General features: G+C 45.0%; 20 protein-coding genes and 1 pseudogene. 7 read left to right on the top strand and 14 right to left on the bottom strand.

From position 1 onward, the window contains the following. Positions 1–199 precede the first annotated feature (199 nt). Entirely contained in the window at positions 200–2,332 is a 2,133-nt protein-coding gene (locus ASG81_RS20430; protein ID WP_056638490.1) for an RICIN domain-containing protein, read from the bottom strand. Between the two features lie 1,541 nt (positions 2,333–3,873). On the opposite strand from ASG81_RS20430, the gene ASG81_RS20435 reads away from it, so the two are divergent. The 3 genes from ASG81_RS20435 to ASG81_RS31150 all read left to right on the top strand — a co-directional run bounded on the left by ASG81_RS20435 (position 3,874) and on the right by ASG81_RS31150 (position 5,630). Beyond that, positions 3,874–4,386 carry a DUF2690 domain-containing protein gene (locus tag ASG81_RS20435; RefSeq protein WP_056638497.1) on the top strand — a complete coding sequence of 171 codons (513 nt, stop codon included), beginning with the start codon at positions 3,874–3,876 and terminating at the stop codon, positions 4,384–4,386. 599 nt (positions 4,387–4,985) lie between these two features. Next, a complete protein-coding gene (locus ASG81_RS20440; protein WP_056638503.1) occupies positions 4,986–5,450 on the top strand; it encodes a hypothetical protein in 465 nt (154 codons plus the stop codon). A 12-nt stretch (positions 5,451–5,462) separates the two neighbouring features. After that, complete coding sequence (locus ASG81_RS31150; protein ID WP_155971720.1) at positions 5,463–5,630, top strand: hypothetical protein; 168 nt, start codon at positions 5,463–5,465, stop codon at positions 5,628–5,630. A 114-nt stretch (positions 5,631–5,744) separates the two neighbouring features. Here ASG81_RS31150 and ASG81_RS20445 read toward each other — a convergent pair whose 3' ends face one another. The 5 genes and pseudogenes from ASG81_RS20445 to ASG81_RS20460 form a co-directional block, all read right to left on the bottom strand. Further along, complete coding sequence (locus ASG81_RS20445) at positions 5,745–6,203, bottom strand: hypothetical protein (protein WP_056638507.1); 459 nt, start codon at positions 6,201–6,203, stop codon at positions 5,745–5,747. A gap of 41 nt (positions 6,204–6,244) precedes the next feature. Continuing rightward, positions 6,245–6,583 (bottom strand): annotated as a pseudogene (locus ASG81_RS32980) (IS1595 family transposase); the annotation flags it as partial. A gap of 307 nt (positions 6,584–6,890) precedes the next feature. Further along, positions 6,891–7,121, bottom strand: a complete 231-nt coding sequence (locus ASG81_RS20450) for a hypothetical protein (protein WP_056638510.1) — start codon at positions 7,119–7,121, stop codon at positions 6,891–6,893. Between the two features lie 2 nt (positions 7,122–7,123). After that, positions 7,124–8,176: an Alp7A family actin-like protein gene (locus ASG81_RS20455; RefSeq protein WP_056638515.1), complete on the bottom strand. Its 1,053-nt coding sequence runs from the start codon at positions 8,174–8,176 to the stop codon at positions 7,124–7,126. A 569-nt stretch (positions 8,177–8,745) separates the two neighbouring features. After that, positions 8,746–9,009, bottom strand: coding sequence for a hypothetical protein (locus ASG81_RS20460; RefSeq protein ID WP_056638518.1), 264 nt, complete (start codon positions 9,007–9,009; stop codon positions 8,746–8,748). Between the two features lie 759 nt (positions 9,010–9,768). Here ASG81_RS20460 and ASG81_RS20465 point away from each other — a divergent pair. The 3 genes from ASG81_RS20465 to ASG81_RS20475 all read left to right on the top strand — a co-directional run bounded on the left by ASG81_RS20465 (position 9,769) and on the right by ASG81_RS20475 (position 12,071). Next, on the top strand, positions 9,769–10,107 hold the full coding sequence (locus ASG81_RS20465; protein ID WP_056638521.1) for a MobC family plasmid mobilization relaxosome protein: 339 nt from the start codon (positions 9,769–9,771) through the stop codon (positions 10,105–10,107). Continuing rightward, complete coding sequence (locus tag ASG81_RS20470; RefSeq protein WP_056638524.1) at positions 10,062–11,411, top strand: relaxase/mobilization nuclease domain-containing protein; 1,350 nt, start codon at positions 10,062–10,064, stop codon at positions 11,409–11,411. Before ASG81_RS20465 ends, ASG81_RS20470 begins: the two co-directional genes overlap by 46 nt. Before the next feature lie 69 nt (positions 11,412–11,480). Further along, positions 11,481–12,071, top strand: coding sequence for a hypothetical protein (locus tag ASG81_RS20475; protein WP_056638527.1), 591 nt, complete (start codon positions 11,481–11,483; stop codon positions 12,069–12,071). Positions 12,072–12,279: 208 nt separating this feature from the next. On the opposite strand, the gene ASG81_RS20480 is transcribed toward ASG81_RS20475, so the two are convergent. The 7 genes from ASG81_RS20480 to ASG81_RS30100 form a co-directional block, all read right to left on the bottom strand. After that, the gene (locus tag ASG81_RS20480; RefSeq protein ID WP_442952930.1) at positions 12,280–12,735 is read right to left on the bottom strand and encodes a hypothetical protein; all 456 of its coding nucleotides are present in this window, start codon (positions 12,733–12,735) and stop codon (positions 12,280–12,282) included. 872 nt (positions 12,736–13,607) lie between these two features. Beyond that, complete coding sequence (locus ASG81_RS20485) at positions 13,608–15,701, bottom strand: CopD family protein (protein ID WP_155971727.1); 2,094 nt, start codon at positions 15,699–15,701, stop codon at positions 13,608–13,610. 72 nt (positions 15,702–15,773) lie between these two features. Continuing rightward, a complete protein-coding gene (locus ASG81_RS20490; RefSeq protein ID WP_056638534.1) occupies positions 15,774–16,835 on the bottom strand; it encodes a DUF4198 domain-containing protein in 1,062 nt (353 codons plus the stop codon). 133 nt (positions 16,836–16,968) lie between these two features. Next, positions 16,969–17,616 (bottom strand): response regulator, encoded by a 648-nt coding sequence (locus ASG81_RS20495; protein WP_056638537.1) that lies wholly within the window; start codon positions 17,614–17,616, stop codon positions 16,969–16,971. A 6-nt stretch (positions 17,617–17,622) separates the two neighbouring features. Next, a complete protein-coding gene (locus tag ASG81_RS20500; RefSeq protein ID WP_056638540.1) occupies positions 17,623–18,444 on the bottom strand; it encodes a sensor histidine kinase in 822 nt (273 codons plus the stop codon). Positions 18,445–19,173: 729 nt separating this feature from the next. Next, positions 19,174–19,695 (bottom strand): ankyrin repeat domain-containing protein, encoded by a 522-nt coding sequence (locus ASG81_RS20505; RefSeq protein WP_056638543.1) that lies wholly within the window; start codon positions 19,693–19,695, stop codon positions 19,174–19,176. Positions 19,696–19,787: 92 nt separating this feature from the next. After that, a complete protein-coding gene (locus ASG81_RS30100) occupies positions 19,788–20,129 on the bottom strand; it encodes a helix-turn-helix transcriptional regulator (protein ID WP_235548953.1) in 342 nt (113 codons plus the stop codon). A 137-nt stretch (positions 20,130–20,266) separates the two neighbouring features. Between ASG81_RS30100 and ASG81_RS20515 the strand changes: the two genes are divergently transcribed. After that, positions 20,267–21,411 (top strand): IS3 family transposase gene (locus tag ASG81_RS20515; protein WP_235548954.1). Its coding sequence is split into 2 segments (ribosomal slippage): positions 20,267–20,537 and positions 20,537–21,411, totalling 1,146 coding nucleotides; the frame shifts between segments, so codons are not numbered across the junction. Between the two features lie 139 nt (positions 21,412–21,550). On the opposite strand, the gene ASG81_RS20520 is transcribed toward ASG81_RS20515, so the two are convergent. Then, positions 21,551–22,123, bottom strand: coding sequence for a hypothetical protein (locus ASG81_RS20520; protein WP_235548955.1), 573 nt, complete (start codon positions 22,121–22,123; stop codon positions 21,551–21,553). Positions 22,124–22,450: the final 327 nt, after the last annotated feature.

Raw genomic sequence — 22,450 nt, forward strand, 5'->3', positions numbered from 1 at the left:
CTCTGGTGCGCTATACTGTTCTTTTGACATGAAAAAGCTCCCCTCACAGCAGCAGGTTTTATTATTTAACCTGTCTACTGTATGGGGAGCATATCACAAGTAGGTAAACTTACTTGAGGGGCAGCCCTTCTTTCAAGAAAACTTACCTAAATCCAGTGTAGCCCACTTATCCCCTAAATAGATGGAGGTAAGAAAAAAGCTACTTCCGTACAAGTTTCCACTTTTGACCGAGGCTGCTGCTATTCGTCCAGATTTGCACGTTCGTGCCGTTGGTTGTTCCGCCGCCGTTCACATCCAGCATTTTATTGCTGTTCGAATCGATCAGTTTGTACGTCCCATCCCCGTTGTTCGAGATCTTCCACTTTTGGAAAGCTCCGCCGTTGTATGTCCAGATTTGCACGTTTGTCCCGTCGACCGTTCCCCCGTTAAAGACATCCAGCGCTTTGCTGCTTTGGACGCCGATCAGCCTGTACGTTCCAATACCGTCTTTGGTAATGGTCCATTGCTGATTCGTTCCGCCGGTGCCTTGCCAGATTTGAACATTCGCCCCGTTAGCCGTGCTGTTGCCGCTTACGTCCAGCATTTTACCGCTATTCGGGTTCTGCAGCTCGTAAGTAGCGCCGGATACGACCCCGCTGCGGATGAATTCCCATTTCTGGGCTGCCCCGCCGGTGTCCGTCCAGATCTGCACGTTCGTCCCATTGGCGGTTCCGGTTCCGTTCACATCGAGTGCTTTGCCGCTGTTGGAATCGATTAATTTATACGTCCCGTCAGGGTTAAGTACGATTCGCCATTTCTGGTTCGCTCCGCCGAGGTATGTCCACAATTGCACATTCGTCCCGTCGGCAGTGCCCAGGCCGGCTACTTCGAGCGCTTTGCCGCTCTGGACGGCGAGAAGCCGGTGGGTACCGTCGCCGTTGTCGATGATTGTAAAGCGCTGGGCATCGTTGCCGTTATCTTGATAGATTTGCACATTTGTCCCGTTGGCGGTGCCGCCATTCGCAACGTCCAGCATCTTGCCGCTGTTCGGATTTTTCAGCGTATAGGTCTCTCCGGATACGACCGGTCCAGTCGTGTACAAAAGCGTAGTAAACGGCTGATGGTCGGTATGAATGCCTTCCGGCCGAAACGCGGCAGCCCTGGCTTTAGAGTGGTACACCGGATCTGCAGGATCCGAATCGGCGAAGCCTTTGACGTTATGATAATGGTTCCATACCATCTCGTAAATCGGACGCATTTGATTTCTGCCCGATTCGGAGATTACAGGCTCGTTTCTCCAGTCATAGGTCCAAATAGGCGTAAACGGTACCGTTCCTCCATTATTATACTTAGCCGTATACTCAAAACCCTTAAGGATAAGGCGATTGGAGTATTCGTACAAATCCTCAAAGCTTGCATCGCCGATTTTTTGATTGTAAGATATTTGCGCCATGGTCGCCAGCATTCCAATTCCTAACTGGGTATGAGGCTGGTCGCGTCCGCTTTCCTCGGACTGCGCCAGGTTGGGGTCGCTGGATGAAGGGATGAGATAGTGCGTTACCCGGCCATTATGATTGCCGTTTTTAAATTCATTCACGGCTTCATTATAAATGGTGAGATCGTCGCATAAGACGCCAATAGCCATGATTGTAACCATTGGGGCAGTGTCCTGGTTCCCGCGGTAATAGTACGGGTATGTGTCACCGTTTTTGTTGTAATGATTAGCAAGATAGTCGCGCAAGGAAGGCAAGAAGTAGTTTAGAAGCATGTTTTTCGCCGCAGTAAATTTGCCTGCGTTTACCCAAGCGCTGTCCGCACTCAATATATCTGCAGCCGCTGCTAATCTGTAACCGGTTAATCCCGCCAATAATTGTTTTTCATCGCCGCCAACCGCGGTGTTCACCGTACTTGACCAGGCATCCACAATTTGTTGCGCTTTCAACTTCGAATTGTTGGCTTCCGTCGCATCGCTTGAAACCTTCCATATGATCGCATGAACGAGCGCCGCCTCCGAATCGTTAAACAGTTGGCTGTTCCCCGAATTCCACTCGGGATGGCCGCCCCACCTTGCCGGCGCGGGTACAGGATTAGGAGTATAGGTAGGAGAAGCAAAACTCGTCGACTTGCCGGCATTCCATGCTTCGATCCAAGGACTCGCCCCTTGTGCAACCTTTTGCTTGGCACGGTCAAAATCGGCTTGCGTATACAAGATTCCGCCGCCATGCGTGAAAGTGGCAGCGCTTACAAGACTCGGGTTGACGGTTACTCCGAATGAGACGGTTGATAAAACCAGCGCAGCTGCAAACGCAATGAACAGCATTTTCTTGATACTCTTTAAATCAATTTTCCCCATTATCATTACCTCCTAATATAATTAGACGTTTTCTATTTTCTTACAGTCGCAATAAGAATCAACATTTTCTTTAAGTTCTCACCTCCTTAAAAGGGGGAATGTTACCGCTTTCATAAATAGTCAATCCAGAATCTGATCATCGTCATTCTATCGGGTAAGACAAGCTCTCTAACCGTCTAAATTTTACAATTTTCACGGAACATTGTATATTGCAACATCATTCAGAATATTGCGATTTTATTAAAATTGCTCCTTCCCGGCCCTTTCCAAGCAGCAGAATGGTTGAATTGACAGTTTGAGTAGTCAATGTTATTTCCACTATATTAATTATTAGGAGGCTCGTTATCTATGTTACACTCCATACGTTTAAGATAAGCTGGCAATAAAAAAGCGGATTTTTTCCACAACTGTGGGCTTTTTTGAGCTGCTTATTTTTACGGATGTAAAGAAATTTAAAAAAATGATTCAACTAACGGAACACAATAGTTCAATAAAACAGCGGCAGTCTAGGACTTTCTCGTCCATGGCTGCCGCTGTTAAGCTAAATTGGAATGCTGGTCGTCCAATTGGAAGTCTCTACTTCCCAGTGAACAACAATCTTTTCACCCACGCTCTATTCTACTGCGCTACGTCAATTCAAGAAATCCTTGGATTCCGGAAAATCGTTTGAATAGCACGTCAAAATCAAGTACGGCACAGGATTCAAGAGTAGATAGCACATCAATAACGCTATCTGCTAAGATCGATAAACCCCCAACTTAAGAGCGCTATGAGGCGTTCTATTCCGTGTTAATCTGCAAGGATATCTTTAGGCTTTTTTGTATCCACCGCGCTGCTTTGCCTCGGAGTGTGCGGCGTTATATCGATAGAAGTTCCTTTTTGTTGTGCAGCTCGGTACCTGCCGGCAACTGTTTTTGATTCTTGAAAATTTAAGGTATTGGGGGTGCAATATTTTCCTAGGTTGATGGGTATATGACGGTACTCCTTATTCTATTATTTTTATAAATTTCAGAATATTAGAATAAATTTAATTGACAATTAAAACCAATTAGTTTATGGTTTTTTTGCAACATTATTACAATTAAGAGGGGTGATTTTTTTTGAATTAAATCCATTATTGTGATGTTTTCGTTGGAATGGACTGGATCATGTTTAGTTTCTTTGCAACAGCCTCAAAGACAGAACATGTGTTGATCAAGTTGGGGAGAGAATGTTTATCGTTTTACTTCCCATGAAAAACCAGAAGCAGTTTTACAATGTAAAAGAGCAAGAGCACTGTTAACCCATCCTCATCATAATGATTACATTACGAAGGTTATGGCTTGTATGCGTTCGTTAGAATGATCAATACGGCAGACATAACTCTGCTTCATAAATGCTATGTCCTACTTTTTTTCCCTCAACCTTACCTACTACATAATGGTCACTACAAGCCTAAGCTGGAACTCAAATAACATCTTTACTCCGGATGGTGGTATTAAAGTACAAGAAAAATAACTCAATCTTGGTGTACGACATTTTATTGATCAGGAGGAATTTTAATGAAAAAGATATTAAGTAAAAAAATTTCCAAAGTGATATCAGTGGGCGTATTGTTTACTTTTGTCTTTGGTCTAATATTTGCAGTTTCACCAGTTGAAAAAGCATCTGCCCTATCTTATGATGGTTCAAACCCTATTTCAACAGGTTGTGCATATAAAAGTCCAATCACCTATGAAACAAAATATATCTATAAAAACGGCGTGAAAATTGGATATCTACAGCTAAAAGGAAGTGCCTATTGTCATACGGCTTGGGGTTACGTAAAGTTTTATTCTGCTGCTCCGTACGATTATTATGCCAATGCATACGTAGATAGTTACACCAATGGCACTACTTGGAGAACATCTAAAAGTTGTACTTCTTCCGGTGGAAACGGGATGGTAATGAAAGGTCAAACCTCTTGTTATACTGCTCAATTATGGGATAAAGACCCGTATAAAGCTTCGGCCGAAGTGTGGATTTATTCATCATCTGGTGCTGGTACCAGGTATGCCATTACCGGCCGTCATTAGTAAAATGATTTCCTGCTGCACCGAATGGAAAAATGCTCATTTAATTTAACTTAGAATAAGTAAAAAATGAACCTAATTTTAGAGAATAATCTTGTGGTCGCCTCACCGGAAATAATCGTACGTTAAGGGTCACTGACTGGTTGTAGCGGCCTAAACTTGCCAAGTTCCACCTGGTCGCTCTTCCCATCAACAACGATATGCAGGGTGGATACTATGTAACGCTCTACGGAACAGCATGGGACTAATTTTAAAAAGCATCGGTGGTCAGGTAAACCACCGATGCTTTTTAGTGCGTCCAGCATGGGCGCTATCTCTAGGGTTCAAGTCCCAAAATGGTGAAGGAGGGTTAGGTAGGCAGACGACGAGAGTGAAGCTTCACAACGGAGTTGCCCAGTTAGGGATGTCCGAAGAAAATATAGTTTTAGACCGAAAAATAAAGTATTAGACTTGGTGAAATAAAGTTGTAGACTGAGAAAATAAGTGTTAGTCTGTCGTGGCCTCATTAAGCTCTAATGATGAAAGGTCTCCCCTGTTCTGATCGGTGATGCTATTGCCTGCTTCCGCTCCCTGTCGTAATCTATATAGCGGGAGGTGGAATCGTGTTACTACATATCCGCAGCGGCGAGACATACCCTATTTCGTTCCTAGCGCTGCAACCATATGACATAGAGGATCAAATGCATGATTGGGAAGAAGGCTTCGACTGGTCCGTTTATTTTGGCCAGCGCGGCATCGAAGTGTATAAGATGGTTATACGCGGCAATGATGTCATACAAGGGGCTATAGCTCTTGAGTGTAAAGAGGATCATGTTTGGGTACATCTTATCGAAAGCATCCCTCATGAGCGCAAGGAGTTTAGCTGGATCGGTCTGAATCTATTGGCGCTTGCTTGTAGGCGAAGCGTAGATATGGGTTTTGACGGAGCTGTTGCCTTCCAGTCTAAGACGACGGTAAAGTTGATGCAGTATTATATGGGTGTCGTTGGAGCTTCTCATTTCGGTGGCGGCTTGATGGCTATAGATGAGGCTGTTGCCGAGCGTCTGATTATGCTATACTTATCCTAAGAGGTGATGATCATGAAGAAGTATCCTCGTGTTGATCTTGATGATGTTGTCCGTCAGCATGCCAATGGTCATTATGTACAGCAATCGATGCCCGGTGCTAATCCGGAGCGCGATAAAGCGGTCAGCGATGCGTTAGCTAAATTAAAGCAGGCTCGGCCTGCTGCCAAGGTTCGCCAATAAGGCGAGCCTTTTTTATTGAAGGCTATGTTAATCCTTAATGTTGATTTTTGACCATAAGAAAACCGCCACATGAAAGGCGGTTAATTGTACTATCGTTCCCGTCAGCGGAATTTGCTAACCTATATGTCTTCTTTTTCTTCTCCGTACAAAAATTAATGTTAAAAGGACCAACAAACAGACTGACAGTGTTACAACCCATAGTTGTTCCTTAATCCGATCCAATGTTGTCAATTGAATCGATCCAAATTTAGACGCCTTGAAAAATTTATCTTCTACCTTAACTGCAATTACATCCTGAGTGTCTGCCCCATTAATTTCAAACAACAGGCTTCCTACTGGTGTACGTATATCATTTGATTCGCCGTTCTTCTTTGGCATCGGATCTCTTAGGCGTTCAATCTTTCCAATCTCATTGCCAATGTCTTTAGTATCAACTTCCTCGACGGAAACTCCATATAGGAAGTTATTCCAAGCAACAGCACTTGGGTAGGTACTAGCTAACGCTTCTTCTGTAATTGATGAAAGCCCCGTTAAAACAACGACAAAGAACAAAAGAAATTTAAGATGCTTCATGCAGCCACCCTCCTATATGTCGAACAAATCTGAACCGTTAGTTAGGATGAAAAAGATGTTCGTCGAAGTTTGCTGTTCGTGTCCTTCACAGTGAACAGACATGAGGTCACCAGTATATTCTTCTTATTCGACGTTGTATTCTCATACTCCTTGCTGTCCAAGTAACGAAACCACGCAAGGTAATGCTCCAAATACTTTGTTGCAACGCCATAAAGCGGTCAATCCAGCGTTTCAGTCTGCTATGATAACTGTTCACGTTCTGAATGTGATAAACACCTTTCACACGCTGTTTCCCGTCGGACTTAAAGCGGTAAATGGACTAAACCTTTCGAATTGGCGTAGGAACTGAATGCCCGCCATGAATCGGTACAAAGTACGTTTAATGATAAACACAAATAGCCGCCGGATACGATCCCGCGACATTTTGCTTATTTATATGCGATATTCTACGGTAAAAGGGATACCGCCAACGTTTGAGGGCTAAGCGCTGCTTGCCCCTCCTGCAAGCCAACCTGTGCCGTTCTAATCTACTGCGCTACGTCAATTCAAGAAAGCCTTGGATTCCGAAAAAACATATGAATAGCGCGTCAAAATCAAGTATAGCACAGGAATTCAAGAGCAGATAGCGCATCCATAACGCTATCTGCTAACCCCCAGCTAAAGAGCGCTATGAGGCGTTATTCCGTGTTAATCCGCAAGGATATCTTTAGGCTTTTTTCGCTCCGTTTTTGTATCCACCGCGCTGCTTTGCCTCGGGGTATGCGGCGTTATATCGATAGGAATTCCTTTTTGTTGTGCAGCTTTGTACATTCGGATCGCGGCACGAACCTGTTCCGCCCGCCGCTTTTTCGGTATGCTATCGAGCCATTCAATAATATCTGCATCCATATTTTCGTCCAGCGGCAAATTGTACCTCATTTTCAGTTCCCCTTATGGGTTTTGGATAATCCGTACTTATAGAACCCTTTCGCATTGGCGAATTGACTGTTCTTGATGATCTTTATGTCTTTATCGAGCGTCCTGAACGCCTCTGCGATTTCTGGAATCGCCGCGCCGCCGCCTGTCAATATAATCTCGTCAAACCGTGTAAACGTGGACCAACGGCTTTGAACTTGGTTAACCAGATTCTCGGCTAGTTCACGGAATACCCTTTCCTTAATTTCTTTAATATCGATGGTAGATCTCTCGCTGATCTTATACCCCTCGGTACCGGCCGCTAGCTGCTGTTCGACTTTGGATCGGGTTGCACCGGAATAAGGGTCTGCTTCAACAATGAAATTCGCAATACGCTGATAGGTATCGATGACACCTGGACCAAAGGTGTCCATGTCATCCTTTTGCCGCTTTAGCCCTTTTACGCCGTCGATATCCACGGTGCCTCCGCCAATATCAATCACACCTACATATTTGCTTTCATACGAATCGTCAGCGACATAACCCTCATCATCCAAATAGAGGTCAAGGATCGTGCCAAGCGGCTGCGGCATGACGAATACTTCCTTCACGGTAATAATTTTGTCGTTTCCGTCGATGGATACCACATGAGCGCCTTCAAAGGCTTTAATAAGCTCCTGTTCAACAGCGTGACCCTTTTCTCTTGTTGGGCAGCCAGTTACGACCGTGACATCCGGGAACAAATTTGTGTCGGATGATTCTTTAACCAAGTACGCCATGATGAACTCGGATAGGAGTAAATAAGGCTTTTGCTTATATCGCCCCTCTTTTCCATTTGTTATCATGAATTGTTTGGACTTGTTGATGTCTTCCCCCCACACGTATACCTCGTCTTTATACGCATTCGAGAAAAAACGATGCAATTTTAATTCGTCCCTTTGATTCAATAAATCTTCCTCTACATCGCCCAAGTCGCTTGGACGGGAGAAATAAGAAGGTAACAAGAGCGGTTTCCTTGTAAAGGTTGAAAGGGCCTTAACGTGATTGTTTCCATGATCGATACCAAAAACGATAGACATACGGTTATCATCCTCCAAAATGAAATAATTTCGCGCGTTTAATGCGCATTTAGTGTGTAATCAATGCGCAGTGTGGTGAAAGGATGTCTCCATGCGCATGAAGCCATGACCGAGAGTCGCAGCAGATAGGCTGCGGAGTAAGGGAGTGGGCAGACATGAACGAATACGAGCCATTGTATGAGGTTGTTTTCGATCCCTAAAGTTGAATTCTGTACAACTTTAGGGGAAAAGTTCTTAATGATCTTTAGTTACTGGCTTATCGGGACCAATGTCCATTGAAGTAACGGAAACGTTAGTTCAATAAAGGACTCTATACAAACGATAAAGGAGCTGCGGCGGCAGCTCCTTTTACATCTTCACAGAATCTTTTATTTTGTGAGGTAGACCTGTCATGATTACGGCAGTTTACGCTGTAATCCTCTGTTCGAGATTAAACGGCAATAGATGTGATTTTGCTCGGTGGTATGGCTACTAGGAAACCCGCAGAGCTAATAAATGTTGCAGTTCCATTTTCGAACCCAGTCCACTTCATAAAAAACTGAACAGTCCCGTTATCATACTCAACGCGGTTAACTACTTGGCCAATTGCAAGACTGTTTAGTACCACAAATAGTAGTACTTTCACCAACCACAGCTTTTATGGCCACAGCTTTTATGACAACAGTTATTACAACAGCATTTATTACAACAGCATTTATTACAACAGCATTTATTACAACAGCATTTATTACAACAGCATTTATTACAACAGCATTTATGACAACAACAGCTTTTATGACAATCACAGCATTTATGACAACCACAGCTTTTATGATACATATAGTACATATCAAGTCACACTCCTTCCTTTTTGGTATCCTATAATCTATGGAAACGGACGGGTTATGCTTGTATATTTGGCTTGGATTCTATTAAATGGGCTAGGCCTATACTCGACATATGTACCAAATATCTCATTTTGTGAAGTATCTAACCCCTCCAAACAGCGGATCGGGTAGAAAATCGAAGCTGGTCTAAGAAAACGCAAAAAACGACCCTGTCGCAAACGATGCGAACAGCGGCCGTTTTTTGGCATTGTTCCACGAAATCAAAATCGCCAACTCACGGCTGATTTTGGCCGAATACGATCCATCGTGTGAGGTTGTTTCGTGCTCTTTTATTGAATATTTATATTCAATAATGAGCATGCGCCGCAGCGCAAACGATTCGGGGTCTGGGGGCGAAGCCACCAGGCGGGTCTGGGGGCGAAGCCACCAGGCGGGTCTGGGCGGCAGGCCCAGCAAGATGACGGAGGATATCCGAAGAACGATGAGCGGCAGCGAAATCGGGCGCGCGGATATCCGTAGGCGAATCTTGCCATACTCCGATAACGCTTTTATACTGGGAGGAGGATGAAGGTTGGTCTTCTGGAGGTGGTTCCCACCTCCGCCCGTCGGTACGACGGGACGGTTTTGGGTTTAGGATGTCTACGGGCTGATCCGGATAGGATCGCCCGTCCCCTCCGGGAAAGGTCACCCGACCTTGACGGCTTCATGCTGGCGGGCAGCCACACCATGAGGATGGAGTGAATATACAAGAAAGGAGAAGCAGGATTGAGTGAAAATCGAAAGCGAAACAAGTCCGTATTGGTTCGGCTCACGGACGAGGAATACGAGATGTTAAGTGTGAAAGCGGCTGCGACGGAAAAGACGATGCCTACTTTTTTGCGTGAGCTCGGGTTAAATCAGGATATTAAGTCCCCTCTCATACGGAAGGAGGATGCAACAGAAATCGCCAAACAGATCCGCATGATCGGAAATAATTTGAATCAGCTTACAAAGCTGGCACATCAAGGCCAGATTCGAGTCGTTGAAGCGGACGATGCCCGAAGGGAGTTGGAACGATTATGGCAATTATTAAGCTCCTATCGACGAAAAACGCCAACAAACTGATTAATTATTGCGTGAAGCGTGCACAGGAGCGCGACGGATTCAATTGTGATCCGGAATTTGCCAAGGAGCAGCTGCGCCGCACACGAGAGGATTGGGAGAAAAACGATAGTATACAGGCGCATCATGTGATCCAGTCGTTTGTGCCGGGAGAAGTCACGGCGCAGCAGGCCAATGACATTGGCCGCCAGCTGGCAGAGCGGATCGCGCCTGGCCACGAAGTACTCATTTATACGCACACCGATAAGGCTCACATCCATAATCACATCGTCATTAACGCCGTTTCGTTCGAGACCGGCCAGAAATACCATTCAGATCGTACGCATCTCTATGCGATCCGGGAGCACTCCAATGAACTGTGCCGCAAGCAGGGGCTGGCCTTCTTGAAAGAGCAGGCTACCGCCAAGGAACGATTCACACAGGCGGAATACAAGCTTGTAGATCGTGGAGAGTTGCTTTGGAAGGATGAACTACGTACAGCCGTCGAAAAAGGTGTCTCGCAAACGTCGAGCCTGCTAGAGCTGCAACGTTACTTAAAACAACAGTACGAAATTGAAATGAAAATTCAAAATAAAAACGTGAGCTTTCTTCATCCGGAAAAACAAAAATATGTGCGCGGCAAAACGCTTGGGGCCGCTTATACCAAGGAGGGAATAGAAGATGTCTATGCAAAGCAGAAAGCGGGCCGAACGACCGATGAACGAATCGGAAGAGACGATAGAAAGAGTAGCGAACGAGGATCGTCCACAGCCTCCCCTGCCGGAGCTGGCCGCCGAACCGATTCCCACCGTCTCGAATTCGGAGATGAACGAGCTGCTGCGCTCGGTCCAGAGACAGCAGATCGTCGTAGGGGAGCACTTCAGCCAGATCGTGCGGAGGCTGGAGGACAGCGAACAGGAGAAGCAAGAGCTGCTGAAGCGCATGGATCAGGCCGTACGCGGACTGACGAAGCAGGAAGAAGAACTGGTCCAGACGATTCAAAAACACCAAACCGCCAAGCAGCAGCAGCTGACGCAGGCATTGCAGGAAGTAAACCATCTCAAGCAGGAGCTGACACGCGGATTTCTGGAAATGACGATTCGGGCGAAAGTGCCGCTCTCACACCAGTTGGCCAAAATCGGGATAGTGAGCCTCTCCAGCCTGATCGGGGGCATAGTGGTCTATCTTTTGCTGACGCTGGCAGTGCGCTAGATGCGCTTATCAAAGCGGGTGAGGCCGTGCAGCGAGAAGCTGAACAGCAAAAACGGCAGCAGGAGAAGCGGAAGGCCCGGCAGCAGAAGCGCAGCAGTCAAGAACGCGAGCGGTAGCTGTGCTTGATGAAGGAATCCCCGGTCACCACGTCGAATAACGCTAGTTAGCGGAGGTGATAACGCGATATGGGTAACGCTAACTTTAAAACGTGGTGGTCGCGGGAACTCGCAGATCACCTTTCTATTGGCGGTAGTACGCTGCGTAAATGGTCGCTCGAACTGGAAAAAGCCGGTTATGTTTTTTTACGGGACGAACTTGGTAGGCGAGCATATGTCGAGCACGATGCCATTGCGCTACGTCAATTCAAAAAAGAGCTAGATTCCGGAAAATCATACGATAGCGCATCAAAGTCAGTAGTGGCGCAGTATTTAAGGACCGATAGCGCTGCAATAACGCTATCTGCTAGCCCTCATAATGAACCAGTAGATGCGCGTTATGAGGCGCTAGAGGTTAAGTTAGATGATCAGGCCGGGCAGATCGCGCAGCTGATCGAAATGAACCGTGAACTCTTCTTGCGGTTAGATGAAAGAGACAAAGCAATAAATGGGCTGACAGAGATCGTGACCGCGCAGAAATCGCTGGCGGCTGCAACAGATGACCGCCGGGAAGAGCGGGAGCGAGAACGAGATGAGAAGCTGACGCAAATTCTCCGGGAACTTCACGATGCCAAACAGCAAGCTTCTAAATCCGTTTGGAAGCGTCTATTTAAGGGGTAATATGAATGAGGAAGTGTGTTTAATGAAAAACAAATGTTACATTGGAAAAGTCGTTATTCATAAGCAGTTATATGTAACTTACGGCCCTGATAGTGGTCATTACTTAGAAGTGTTACGAATTTCATCTTTGACGAATGTAAGAAGAGACATTGAGGATATTTCTAAAGAAACGGGAATACCGGTATTGACCGTTTTGACTGTTCAAAATTTAAAAGCGGGATGTCTGTTTTACAGTTTCAGCGAAGCAAAATAATAGACCTAGCACCCCACCCTCAGCACACATGGCCATTGGCCATTCATCTCGATCAAATCCATCCTTTGTCTCAATACCCGCTAATGCTTCATCTCGATTTTCATCAGCACCATTACGATCAATCGTACAAAAAGCAGATTCACCTTCTTTGATTGCACTTAAGATATGAGTTGCTGTTTCAGGATATTTGTCAGCAGGGAAATTTAGGATCACATCGTATTCATGGCTTACTGAATCTGACGGGGATTCAGACAACAGGCTTGTCGGTAGTAATAGGCGCATCGGTTTAACTGGATCGGTTTTTGCGGAAGGTATCGGTGTCTCGGTTGCTACCTCAGCAACTTCCGTTTGGGCTACAGGCGCTAAAGTTGGTTGAATTGATCCTCCACCAGCTATATTCGCAATAACCATTAGTGCTGCGATGGAAGCCCATATTACCCCAAATGCTTTCCCTGCTCCTTTTAGTCTTTTCTAAGAAATAAAGATCATGACATACGGTATAAAAATCCAACCTAGCATTTTTAAGAAACCCATTTTACATTCCTCTTTTCGATGTAAATTATTTTACCGCATTATTCCAACTCATAATAGCAATAAAAAAAGGGGACTCAAATTAGCCATACTTATCCGATAAGATGCAAGCCTAGTCCGAATTAGAAAGACAAAAATTTATTACATGAAAAAACCGGACCCTTTATTCTACAAAGGAGTCCGGTTTTCGTAATCGGGTAGCTAGAACTCGTGGAACTAACGTTCGTTTTTTACCTTTTCTTGCTGCTGTCGGTCTATACATGGACCCGAGAAAGTTCTTTGATGCCGCAACGGAATGGGTTGCTTCTACCAAAGCAGATTTCAGGTACTTGTTCCCATTGGTGGTTTTGGCAGATGTAGCTAACGGGTATCTGACGGATCTTCTCCCGGTCGCGGATTGACTGAGCGGTATTTGCTCCTTGAGATGGTCGCAGGGGTAACCCTCCTCCCAGACGAAATGTTTAGCTAAATGATACAATAGAATCAAAATGTTAAGTTCAAGTTATTATTGAATTCGAAAATAAATAAAAAAGGCTTACTCGAAGCCATCTTTACGCTACTCGTAAGCATTTTACCAACTTAACAGATTGTGCATTCTGTTAATTTCATTTAAGCGTTTCATCTATAGCTCTCTGGACTAAACCAGAACACAAAAAAAGGTCCCGAGGATTCTTGCACGGAACCTTTTTTTCAGATGCTTTGCCAGGCCATTCCTTAGCGAACAAAATCCGATTTGTTGGTGGCGGGACCCCTTATGGAATTGTTTTTACTTTCTCATAGTGATGGACCTGATTTTTCGAATCGGTGATGTCGATCGTAATCTTCCAAGAGCCTGTTTCGTTCAAATAGTCGCCTTCGGTTTCATATGTATACTTATCGAAGCCTTCGTAACCGTATGGATCGGGTCCGCCCTTCTTGTACTCGAACGGAATGATGATACCTTTCCCCTCACCATTCTCTCTCCCCGCTTGAACATACACTTTATTGGGAGGACCCATTCCAGTCAGCAGCCATACATCCAATCGGAACGTTTGACCTTTCGATTCCGTCTGGTACATGCTGAAAGACATATGCGCCTTGTCGCCCATAACGTGCCAGTAGACAGGTTCGGTTGTCACCCTTATTTCAGGGGGAGAGGTCGTTGAAAGCATACCGGCTAAAACAAAAGCAGCAATCGCCAGGAACACTTCCAATCGGACGATCACTATAAATCTTTGGAGTGCGTCCGTTTTCGATTTGCTGGTTGCTTCATCCTCCATGCGGGGGATGATAACCAATCGATGAAATGCACCGATAACAACGACGAACAACAAGATAGCGTTTTTTGCCAACACCAGTTGCCCATATTCGCTTTGAAACAACACGCCCCATGATTTTAACCTTAACAGGGACAGCGCAATGCCGCTGAGAGCCACCACGATCATGGAAGGCAAAGCAATACGGGAAAACCGCCGTACAAGTGAATCCATTTCCTTCCAATCAGATTCAAATGGTTGCGTTTTAAAAGTAGCTGCCAAAATCCCGGTCAATCCGCCAAACCAGACCGCAGCTGCCATAATGTGCAGCGTATGCGATAAAACGGCAAGTGAAACAACGGATGAAGAACCGTAAGCATGCCCGGTTAACGGAAACAGGAGAACAAGGGCACAAACAGCTGCCGCTTTCAAGACGGTCGCCCAGCGCTCGTCCCGAATTGGCGCAAATGACAACGTTAGCAGCAAAACGGTCAATGCTGGTTTCATCCAAGACGCCGTGCCGATCATCGTCGTACCGAGAATCGTCAAGGAAAGGCCTCCTGGGCTTCTTGTTCCGATTCCGCTCAATTGGTCGGCCAGCATCCATACATGCAAAATCCCTGCCGCGCAGAACCCGATCAGTGCGATCCCAAGCAGCAATCTTTCATTCCGTTTGGAAAACAAGGCAGGTACATCAGGCTTGTTCACACCCCATAAGGTATATCGGAAAAAGAAAAAACCAGCGATGCAAACGGTGAACAACACTTCAACAATACGGAGAAACTGATAAACGAATGTTCCCCAACCGCCGCTATGTCCCGAATCATCATGATGGCGGTTATGCGTTTCTTCGACGGTCAAGGTCGAATGTTGCTCATGTCCGGTTGGGCGATTCTCCGGCTGATCCGTGTTCTCGCCGGATTTCACCGATTTCTTGCTGTCCGGCGTGGAACTTGGCCTAATGTCTTGATCCGGGGCTTCCGGAATAAGCTTCGATGGTTCAGGCGGCGCTCCCATTCCTGCCTGTTGATCATCACTCTTTCCGGATGGAATAGCCTCATCCAGCTTGATTTCGGTATGCGGGTTCACGGGAGTTGCCGCAGGCTTCTCTTCGGCCGGCTTCGTAACAGGAGATGATTGCTGGTTCGTGCCTGGCTTCGTTGCAGGAGCAGGATTCGTTGAACCCTGCGGTGTCGGGGCTTCCTCTTCGTCAAGAGAGATCGTTTCGTCCGGTTTTTCTTCTTCGAGCGGAACCGCGACAGAAAAGCGAAACGACCCTTCCGTCACATGAGTGTCCACGGACAGTACCTGCCACTTTACCTTATAAACGCCAGTTACCAGCTTGGGAACTTTAAAAATGAGCCAAAATTTTTCTTCAGCGCTTAGCCGCCCCTCAATGGATTTCCCGTTTTCATCTTCCAACGTTATTTGACTAAGCTTCGGATCAATCTCTTCTGTAAACTTTATACGAATTTCTGACGGGGATTCCTTGAGTTCCTCATTTTGCAAAGGCGAGGAGCGTTCCAGATTGGCATGCGCGCTAGCGAGCGTAGGCATGGCAAGCAGCAGCAGCATCAGAAAGACGTAGGTTCTGAACCCTCGCAACGACATTTTGTTATCAATCCCTTCCAAATCAAAGGAAGCCGCCGAAAAGTGGCGGCTTCAATCTGGCAAATATTACGATTATTTGTAAATCAAAACGGCGGCTCTCGTATCACCAACGGCCGGCAAGTACTCTACCGCTGCTCCCAATTTCCCGGCAGTCGCCCGAACCGGAGCGGAGTCGTTGCCATGATAAGAGGCATCGAGATGCTGCTTGATAAAAGAGGCACTGGCGTATGTCGTACCGTTCACAATTTCAACACCCGCAGCATCGACGAGCTTGCCATTCACATAGACGTATGGCACTGGGTTCGCTTTTGAGGATGAAGACAGCTTTACGGACCCATTCTGAACCGTAAACGTCATGGTCGCTTCATAGTTAACTTGGCTGTACTCGCCTTCCTTACTTTCATCCGTCGACGGTTTCGCACGAAGCAGGTAATAGTCGGCCGGACCTGTTTTGAACGATATTTTACCATCCGCATCGGTTGTAAACGTCTGTGCTTCCGAGCTGCTTCTACGAATTAACGATACTTCCGTGTTCGTAAGCGGCTTGCCTTTCATAAACAATTGAATACTCACTTGCTCATTCGGCGTTACGGCAACAGGATTGAATTCAGGCACCAATTCCGCACGATCGGTGCTCACCGCTTTGGAAAATCCTTTGAGCGCCGTTACACGCTCCAATGTTGGAATGTCGCTTACGGCGACAAAACTTTTGGCGCTGCGAAGCGTTCGGCTAGCAACGCCACCATGCTTGAAGATACTGTCTCCCTCGACAGTAATAATGTAAGCACCTGGAGAAGAGGAAGAAAACGTAGCGATAAATCCGTTGTTGACTGCGGGTTCCTCTTCCGTCGCAGCTTCTCCGGTATAGAATCGGGTGCTGGTAATGTCCGCTTTCTTACCAGCAGGCGTCGTTACGTAAACTTTGGAACTGTCGGTACTCCATTGACCGGCAATGCGATAGCTTTTGTGCTCATTGGAGTGATTGCCGAGCAGTAGATCGACATAAGAAACCTCGCCTTGCGCGATGATCGGCGCGTTCGTCTGCGACCAGCCGTCATGAGCGAATACGGACGAGGAAATGCTAAACGTTAGCAGAACCGCAAGTACTGTTGCTGCCATTTTTTTTTTGAACATGATTACTAAACCTCCCGACAAGATAAGTGCTGTTATCTTCCAAATTATATCGAGAGGCCGGAAAAGATAGAATGACTATAAAGAGCTATTATGGACGTACTGTGTGAACGAATTGTGGCAGTAAGTTTAACCCTCAGTTTTGAAAGTATCCATGCTCATAAGCATATCGAGCCAATTGTACGCGATTTTCGAGATGCAGCTTTTGCAGAATGTTTTTCAAATGATTTTTAACCGTATGTTCGGAAATGTTGAGTTTAGATGCAATATCTCGATTTGACGAGCCTTTTGCAACCCAGCTTAATATTTCTTGCTCCCTGGCGGTTAAAGGGCTGCTGACGGCTTTCGGTTTTTCCTTATTGGAAAATTCCTGCAAAATCCGCTGGGCGAATTCTCTGGATAAAGGCGCTTCATCGAAAGCAATTGCTTTAAGATATTCGTGCCATGCCTCCGGATTCAGATTTTTAAGCAAATATCCTTGAGCCCCCTTTTTCAACGCCTCGAATAGATGGGCAATATCGTCGGAAACGGTGACCATGACAATTTTCACATAAGGAAACCGTGACTTGATTTCTTTCGTTGCTTCCAAACCATCCATTACCTTCATGTTGATATCCATCAGTATCAGGTCCGGCATCGATTGCTCCGTCAACCTTATGGCCTCTAATCCGTTACATCCCTCGCCTACGATCTCAAATATCGGATCCGCACTCAGGATCTCCCGAATTCCCTCCCGGGCATGATGATGGTCATCCACAATTAAAACTCGAACCGGCTGCGTCATGCGTGATCACACCTCTCTTCTAATTTCTACCCTCGTATGCCCCTCTACCCGACTCAGTTGAAGCAGCCAACCCAGTTCCGCTGCGCGTTCCTTCATGATTTTGAGTCCGAAACGATTTTCTTTATGAAACGGATCCCCCTCATAACCTTGGCCGTCATCGGTAATGGTGCAAAGCCAACCGTTCGGCGTTTCTTTCGCTTGTATCCGCACGTGCCGTGCATTGGCATGTTTACGAACATTAAGCAGCGCTTCTCGAACCGAGCCGAAGAGCCCAACCTTCTCTTTCCGGGAGAGAAGATCCTCCGGAAGTGTCCAGTCGAACCGGACTTCTATGTCCGTTTCCTTATCAAACTCCTGAATCATACGGTGAAGCGATTCCATCCAGGGCATCATCTCTAGTTCGGGCGGATAGCGCAAATTGGCAATTGCTTGCCGGACATACTCATTCACCTCGTGTACGGTTTGGCGGACAGACTGAAATTTCTCCTCATGAACGGCATTTCGAGCTTCCATCCGGTTTACCTTGACCGAGAGGAGAAATAGGGATTGCGCTATCCCGTCATGAAGCTCCCTTGCCAGATTTTCCCGTTCCTGCATAGCCGCTTGCAAGGCCTTCGACCGTTGAAGCTCTTCCTGTATTTGCTCCAGAATAGAGAATAGCTTGGTTAAAAACAGAATAGTAACTGAAAACACGATAACCGGAGCAAGCATATTTCCCAGTTCCATTGAAATGTAGGCGAGCAGATATTCATGCCTGATATATTCCCATAAGCCGATCGTAAGTGTAGGAATGATTAAAATAAGCCATTTGATTTGTTTATACGACAATTCTCTTCCTCCTTCACTTAAAAGAATACGGTTGAACATGACCCGATAGAGCTAAAGCTCATTACGTTTCTGAGAAAGCTGGCGTTTTTTTCCTCGTCTACATCGCGGTAACGTTTCTCTCCAGCGTTCATAACGAGATTCATCTTTTGGATGCGAAAAATTTCAAACCTCCGAATATAAAACTATTTTAAATCATGTTAGCCTATAACTACAAAAACAAAGAGTGATCTTTCTTTGAAGTGTATCGCTTCGATGCCGTGAAGCTCATTATGGGGTACCACCACATGCCCATCAAGCTAAGTAATTAATACACACCCAAAACGAAAAAAGCTATCCTTTATTAACAAAAAGAATAGCTTTTTTTCGTTTTGGGGTATTCAAAAATTTTAACTTGATGGGCATGTGGCTGGACCCCTCTTCAAATAAAAAAAGAAGAGGCAAATGGATTACTCCTCTGCCCCTCCTGTTTCTCAATCCTCCCGATGTAGCCTTACCAAGCACTCCACGTGTGTTGAGTGTCCAGTGAGAACAATGCTATACGATAAGCCCCTACCGACTAAAGCCCTGACTATGATTGTCAGGGCTCAATCCATTATTCTGTAAGTTTTTGTATCCTCAAGAGGTAACACGCACCACGCACCACGCACCATTCTTTACTACGATAAGAGATGATGAAGCTGGGTCAAATTCAAGACCTAGACGTACTTGTAGCAAGCTACCTCAAAAATATTAGAGTAGTGCTCCATTTTGGCGAAGTAGTTCCGCTACCTTATTGTTACCTTGCTTGATTGCAAGAGACAATACAGTTTCTCCACCTTCAACTTTAGCGTTAACATCAGCCCCATGTTCGATCAATAAGCGAATAATCTCTAGGTTATCGTCATGGAATGCAGCGGTATGCAGACTAGTATGACCATTGCTGTCGAAAATATTTGTCTGTGCATCATGAGTCAAAAGCAGACTGATAACATCCACGTTACGCTCCCCCGCTAATGCTGCATGCAATGCTGTATTCGAAGGAATGTAAGAAATCTTGGAATGAGATACCGCATCAACATCTGCACCATAATTTAGCAGTATCTCTACTACATCTTTGTTACCAAAATGTGACGCATATCCCAAAGGTGTAAGCCCATCACCATTTTCCGTATTTGCCAGGTGTGGGTGAAATTCTAAAATATCTTTTAACCGTGAAGCTTCACCTAACTGTGCCGCTTGAAATACATCATTAATGATTTGTGTTAACTCCATTCATTTAGCCTCCATTTCGATTGTTTTATGCTATGTAAATACAGGTTGTACTTAAAATTATAACTACGGTTTAAAAACTTGCTTCTTGAAAATCACTTTTCTTGACGAAACTGCGAAGGGGTCATAGAAAAACGTTTGGAGAATAGACCACTAAACGAACTAGGACTCTGGAATCCAACTTCCAAACAAATATCGGTTATGGACTTATCTGTTTGAAGAAGAAGCTTTTTAGATTCTTGAAGCCTTCTTTCAGTTAAATATTGATGAGGTGACATGCCAAACAATTGCTTGTAACTTCTAAGAAAGTGGTTTGGTGATAAACAAGCAGCTCTAGCCACATCCGCTAGGGTTATTGATTGATCAAAGTATGCATATATAAACTCATTACCTATATGTATTCTTTTAAACTGACCTTGCCCCGAATAGATGGACACGAAGAAAACCTCTATAATAAATCATGGAGGGGTTCATATGGGACAACGGAAGAAATTCGACAAGGCATTTAAGNTGACCTTGCCCCGAATAGATGGACACGAAGAAAACCTCTATAATAAATCATGGAGGGGTTCATATGGGACAACGGAAGAAATTCGACAAGGCATTTAAGGAGCAGGTAGTCCTGCGTATTTTGGCTGAAGAATCAACAGCTTCTGAAACAGCCAAGGAACTGGGTGTACATTATACGACGGTTAGAGATTGGGTAAAGGTTTATAAACAAGACGGCGAACAATCATTTCCTGGCAGTGGAAATCTTAAAGCAGAAGATGAGGAAATACGTAAGCTTCGTAAGCAACTCGCTGATCTCAAGGAAGAAAACGAAATTCTAAAAAAGGCGGCAGCCTACTTTGCGAAAAATCTGAAGTAAACACGTTCAAGTTCATCTATGAACACCGCTTCGAATTTCGGATTGCAAAGATGTGCCAGGCTCTCCATGTCTCTCGAAGCGGCTATTATGCTTATATTAAGCGACCTGAAAGTAAACGTAGTATTGAAAATCGGAAGCTGCTAGATACGATCCGACATATCCATCATGCAAGCCGTAAGATCTACGGATCACCGCAAATTACAAAGAATCTACCACCTGACCAGAAAGCTAGCCGAGGCCGTGTAGCCCGCCTCATGCAAGCAAACGGAATCCAGTCTAAAGTGGTCAAGAAATACAAGGCGACAACGAATTCTAAACACAATCTGCCTGTTGCGGATAATCTTCTAAATCAAAATTTTGAAACAAAGAAACCATGCGAGAAATGGTTAACAGATATCACGTATATTCCTACCGATGAAGGGTGGCTGTACCTCGCGGGTGTTATGGATCTGTATGGCCGGGCTATCGTAGGCTGGGCGATGGACAGCCGCATGAAGACCGAGCTCGTCTCTTCTGCGTTAAAACAAGCCATAGGCCGCGTCGGGGCAGCTAAAGGCTTAATCGTCCATTCTGATCGTGGCGTTCAATATGCCAGCAAGAAATACCAACGACTCCTGAAGAAACACGATTTCGTCTGCAGCATGAGTCGCAAAGGTAATTGCTACGACAATGCACCAATGGAATCTTTCTGGGGGAAACTCAAAATGGAATGGCTTAATGATCGTAAATTTAAGACTAGGGCTGAGGCCAAAAAGGCTGTATTTGAATACATTGAGCTGTTCTACAATCGGCGGAGAACGCATTCCTCCAACAATTACATCCCGCCATTTCAGCTTTTTGAGGCGGTTTAATGATTAGACTAACGTTTGTAAATGAGGCTTTCTTGCTGTCTACTTTATTAAGGCAAGGTCAANTTACATCCCGCCATTTCAGCTTTTTGAGGCGGTTTAATGATTAGACTAACGTTTGTAAATGAGGCTTTCTTGCTGTCTACTTTATTAAGGCAAGGTCAAACAATTCCTCACGCGTTGAGGCTCTTAGGGACTGAAGTTTCAATATTTCTTTATTAACCTGTCGATGAACCTTTAAGAGCCCATGTGCTAATTCGTATAACTTTTCTTCAAGCCATGTTATATCAAGATACTTATTTGTATATTCAGACTTTATTCGAAATAATGTGGTGGCTAACCATTTATCATTATAAGTTTTCTCAACAAAATCAACAGACATTTGTTTTGGTAAGACTGGGTCATCTAATAGTCGCTCGTTTGAAACCATAATACTATGATAGACCTCTTCAACCATCATCTCAGGGAAAAAGATACAAAATGATTCCACAGGAACCTCTGATTCAATAGTAATAGAGTACTCCTGACCGTGATTAAGCAAAAGATAGTTTCCTTCATCAACAGCAAAGTGCCCATGACCAGCATGATAGAATGCTCGTCCATTCTTAAATGTTTTAATTGATAATGCGCCTTTACCCTTCCAAAAATATTTCTCGCTCCTAGCATGGAGAATCGGACTATAGCCCTGAATACTCTTATTATTGATTGGCATCATTTCCACCTAATTAATGAAATATCTTAAATATATATTCTTCTGGATGGATGATCCATTCTCCTGCTTTGTTCATGACAGCATGCTACTTGTGATACGGTTCCCCAAGGCTAATCACCAATTTAACAGATTGGTCATTTTTTAAAGTTCGTTATCGTTTCAACCAACTAAAAACCGCCTAGTCAAAGGCGGTTAATTAAACTATCGTGTCCCGTAATAGTGCAATAATTAGAAAAAGAAGCCCAATAAAAAAATTTGAAATATATTTCAATGCAGCATCTTTCATGAAAAATTCTTCAATACTTCTTATAATGAAACTAGCGGACACTA

Origin of the sequence: Paenibacillus sp. Soil522, from assembly GCF_001428245.1 — a bacterium.
In the GTDB taxonomy this organism is placed as follows: Bacteria; Bacillota; Bacilli; order Paenibacillales; family Paenibacillaceae; genus Pristimantibacillus.

Excerpts from the sequence above, each read along its gene's own strand:
- ASG81_RS31150 (WP_155971720.1), top strand. The coding sequence starts at position 5,463 with ATGAAGAAGTATCCTCGTGTTGATCTTGATGATGTTGTCCGTCAGCAT.
- ASG81_RS20495 (WP_056638537.1), bottom strand. The coding sequence starts at position 17,616 with ATGACGCAGCCGGTTCGAGTTTTAATTGTGGATGACCATCATCATGCC.
- ASG81_RS20430 (WP_056638490.1), bottom strand. The coding sequence starts at position 2,332 with ATGGGGAAAATTGATTTAAAGAGTATCAAGAAAATGCTGTTCATTGCG.
- ASG81_RS20520 (WP_235548955.1), bottom strand. The coding sequence starts at position 22,123 with ATGATGCCAATCAATAATAAGAGTATTCAGGGCTATAGTCCGATTCTC.
- ASG81_RS20445 (WP_056638507.1), bottom strand. The coding sequence starts at position 6,203 with ATGAAGCATCTTAAATTTCTTTTGTTCTTTGTCGTTGTTTTAACGGGG.
- ASG81_RS20485 (WP_155971727.1), bottom strand. The coding sequence starts at position 15,701 with ATGTCGTTGCGAGGGTTCAGAACCTACGTCTTTCTGATGCTGCTGCTG.
- ASG81_RS20480 (WP_442952930.1), bottom strand. The coding sequence starts at position 12,735 with ATGGTTATTGCGAATATAGCTGGTGGAGGATCAATTCAACCAACTTTA.
- ASG81_RS20450 (WP_056638510.1), bottom strand. The coding sequence starts at position 7,121 with ATGAGGTACAATTTGCCGCTGGACGAAAATATGGATGCAGATATTATT.
- ASG81_RS20455 (WP_056638515.1), bottom strand. The coding sequence starts at position 8,176 with ATGTCTATCGTTTTTGGTATCGATCATGGAAACAATCACGTTAAGGCC.
- ASG81_RS20475 (WP_056638527.1), top strand. The coding sequence starts at position 11,481 with ATGGGTAACGCTAACTTTAAAACGTGGTGGTCGCGGGAACTCGCAGAT.
- ASG81_RS20470 (WP_056638524.1), top strand. The coding sequence starts at position 10,062 with ATGGCAATTATTAAGCTCCTATCGACGAAAAACGCCAACAAACTGATT.
- ASG81_RS20490 (WP_056638534.1), bottom strand. The coding sequence starts at position 16,835 with ATGTTCAAAAAAAAAATGGCAGCAACAGTACTTGCGGTTCTGCTAACG.
- ASG81_RS20435 (WP_056638497.1), top strand. The coding sequence starts at position 3,874 with ATGAAAAAGATATTAAGTAAAAAAATTTCCAAAGTGATATCAGTGGGC.
- ASG81_RS20505 (WP_056638543.1), bottom strand. The coding sequence starts at position 19,695 with ATGGAGTTAACACAAATCATTAATGATGTATTTCAAGCGGCACAGTTA.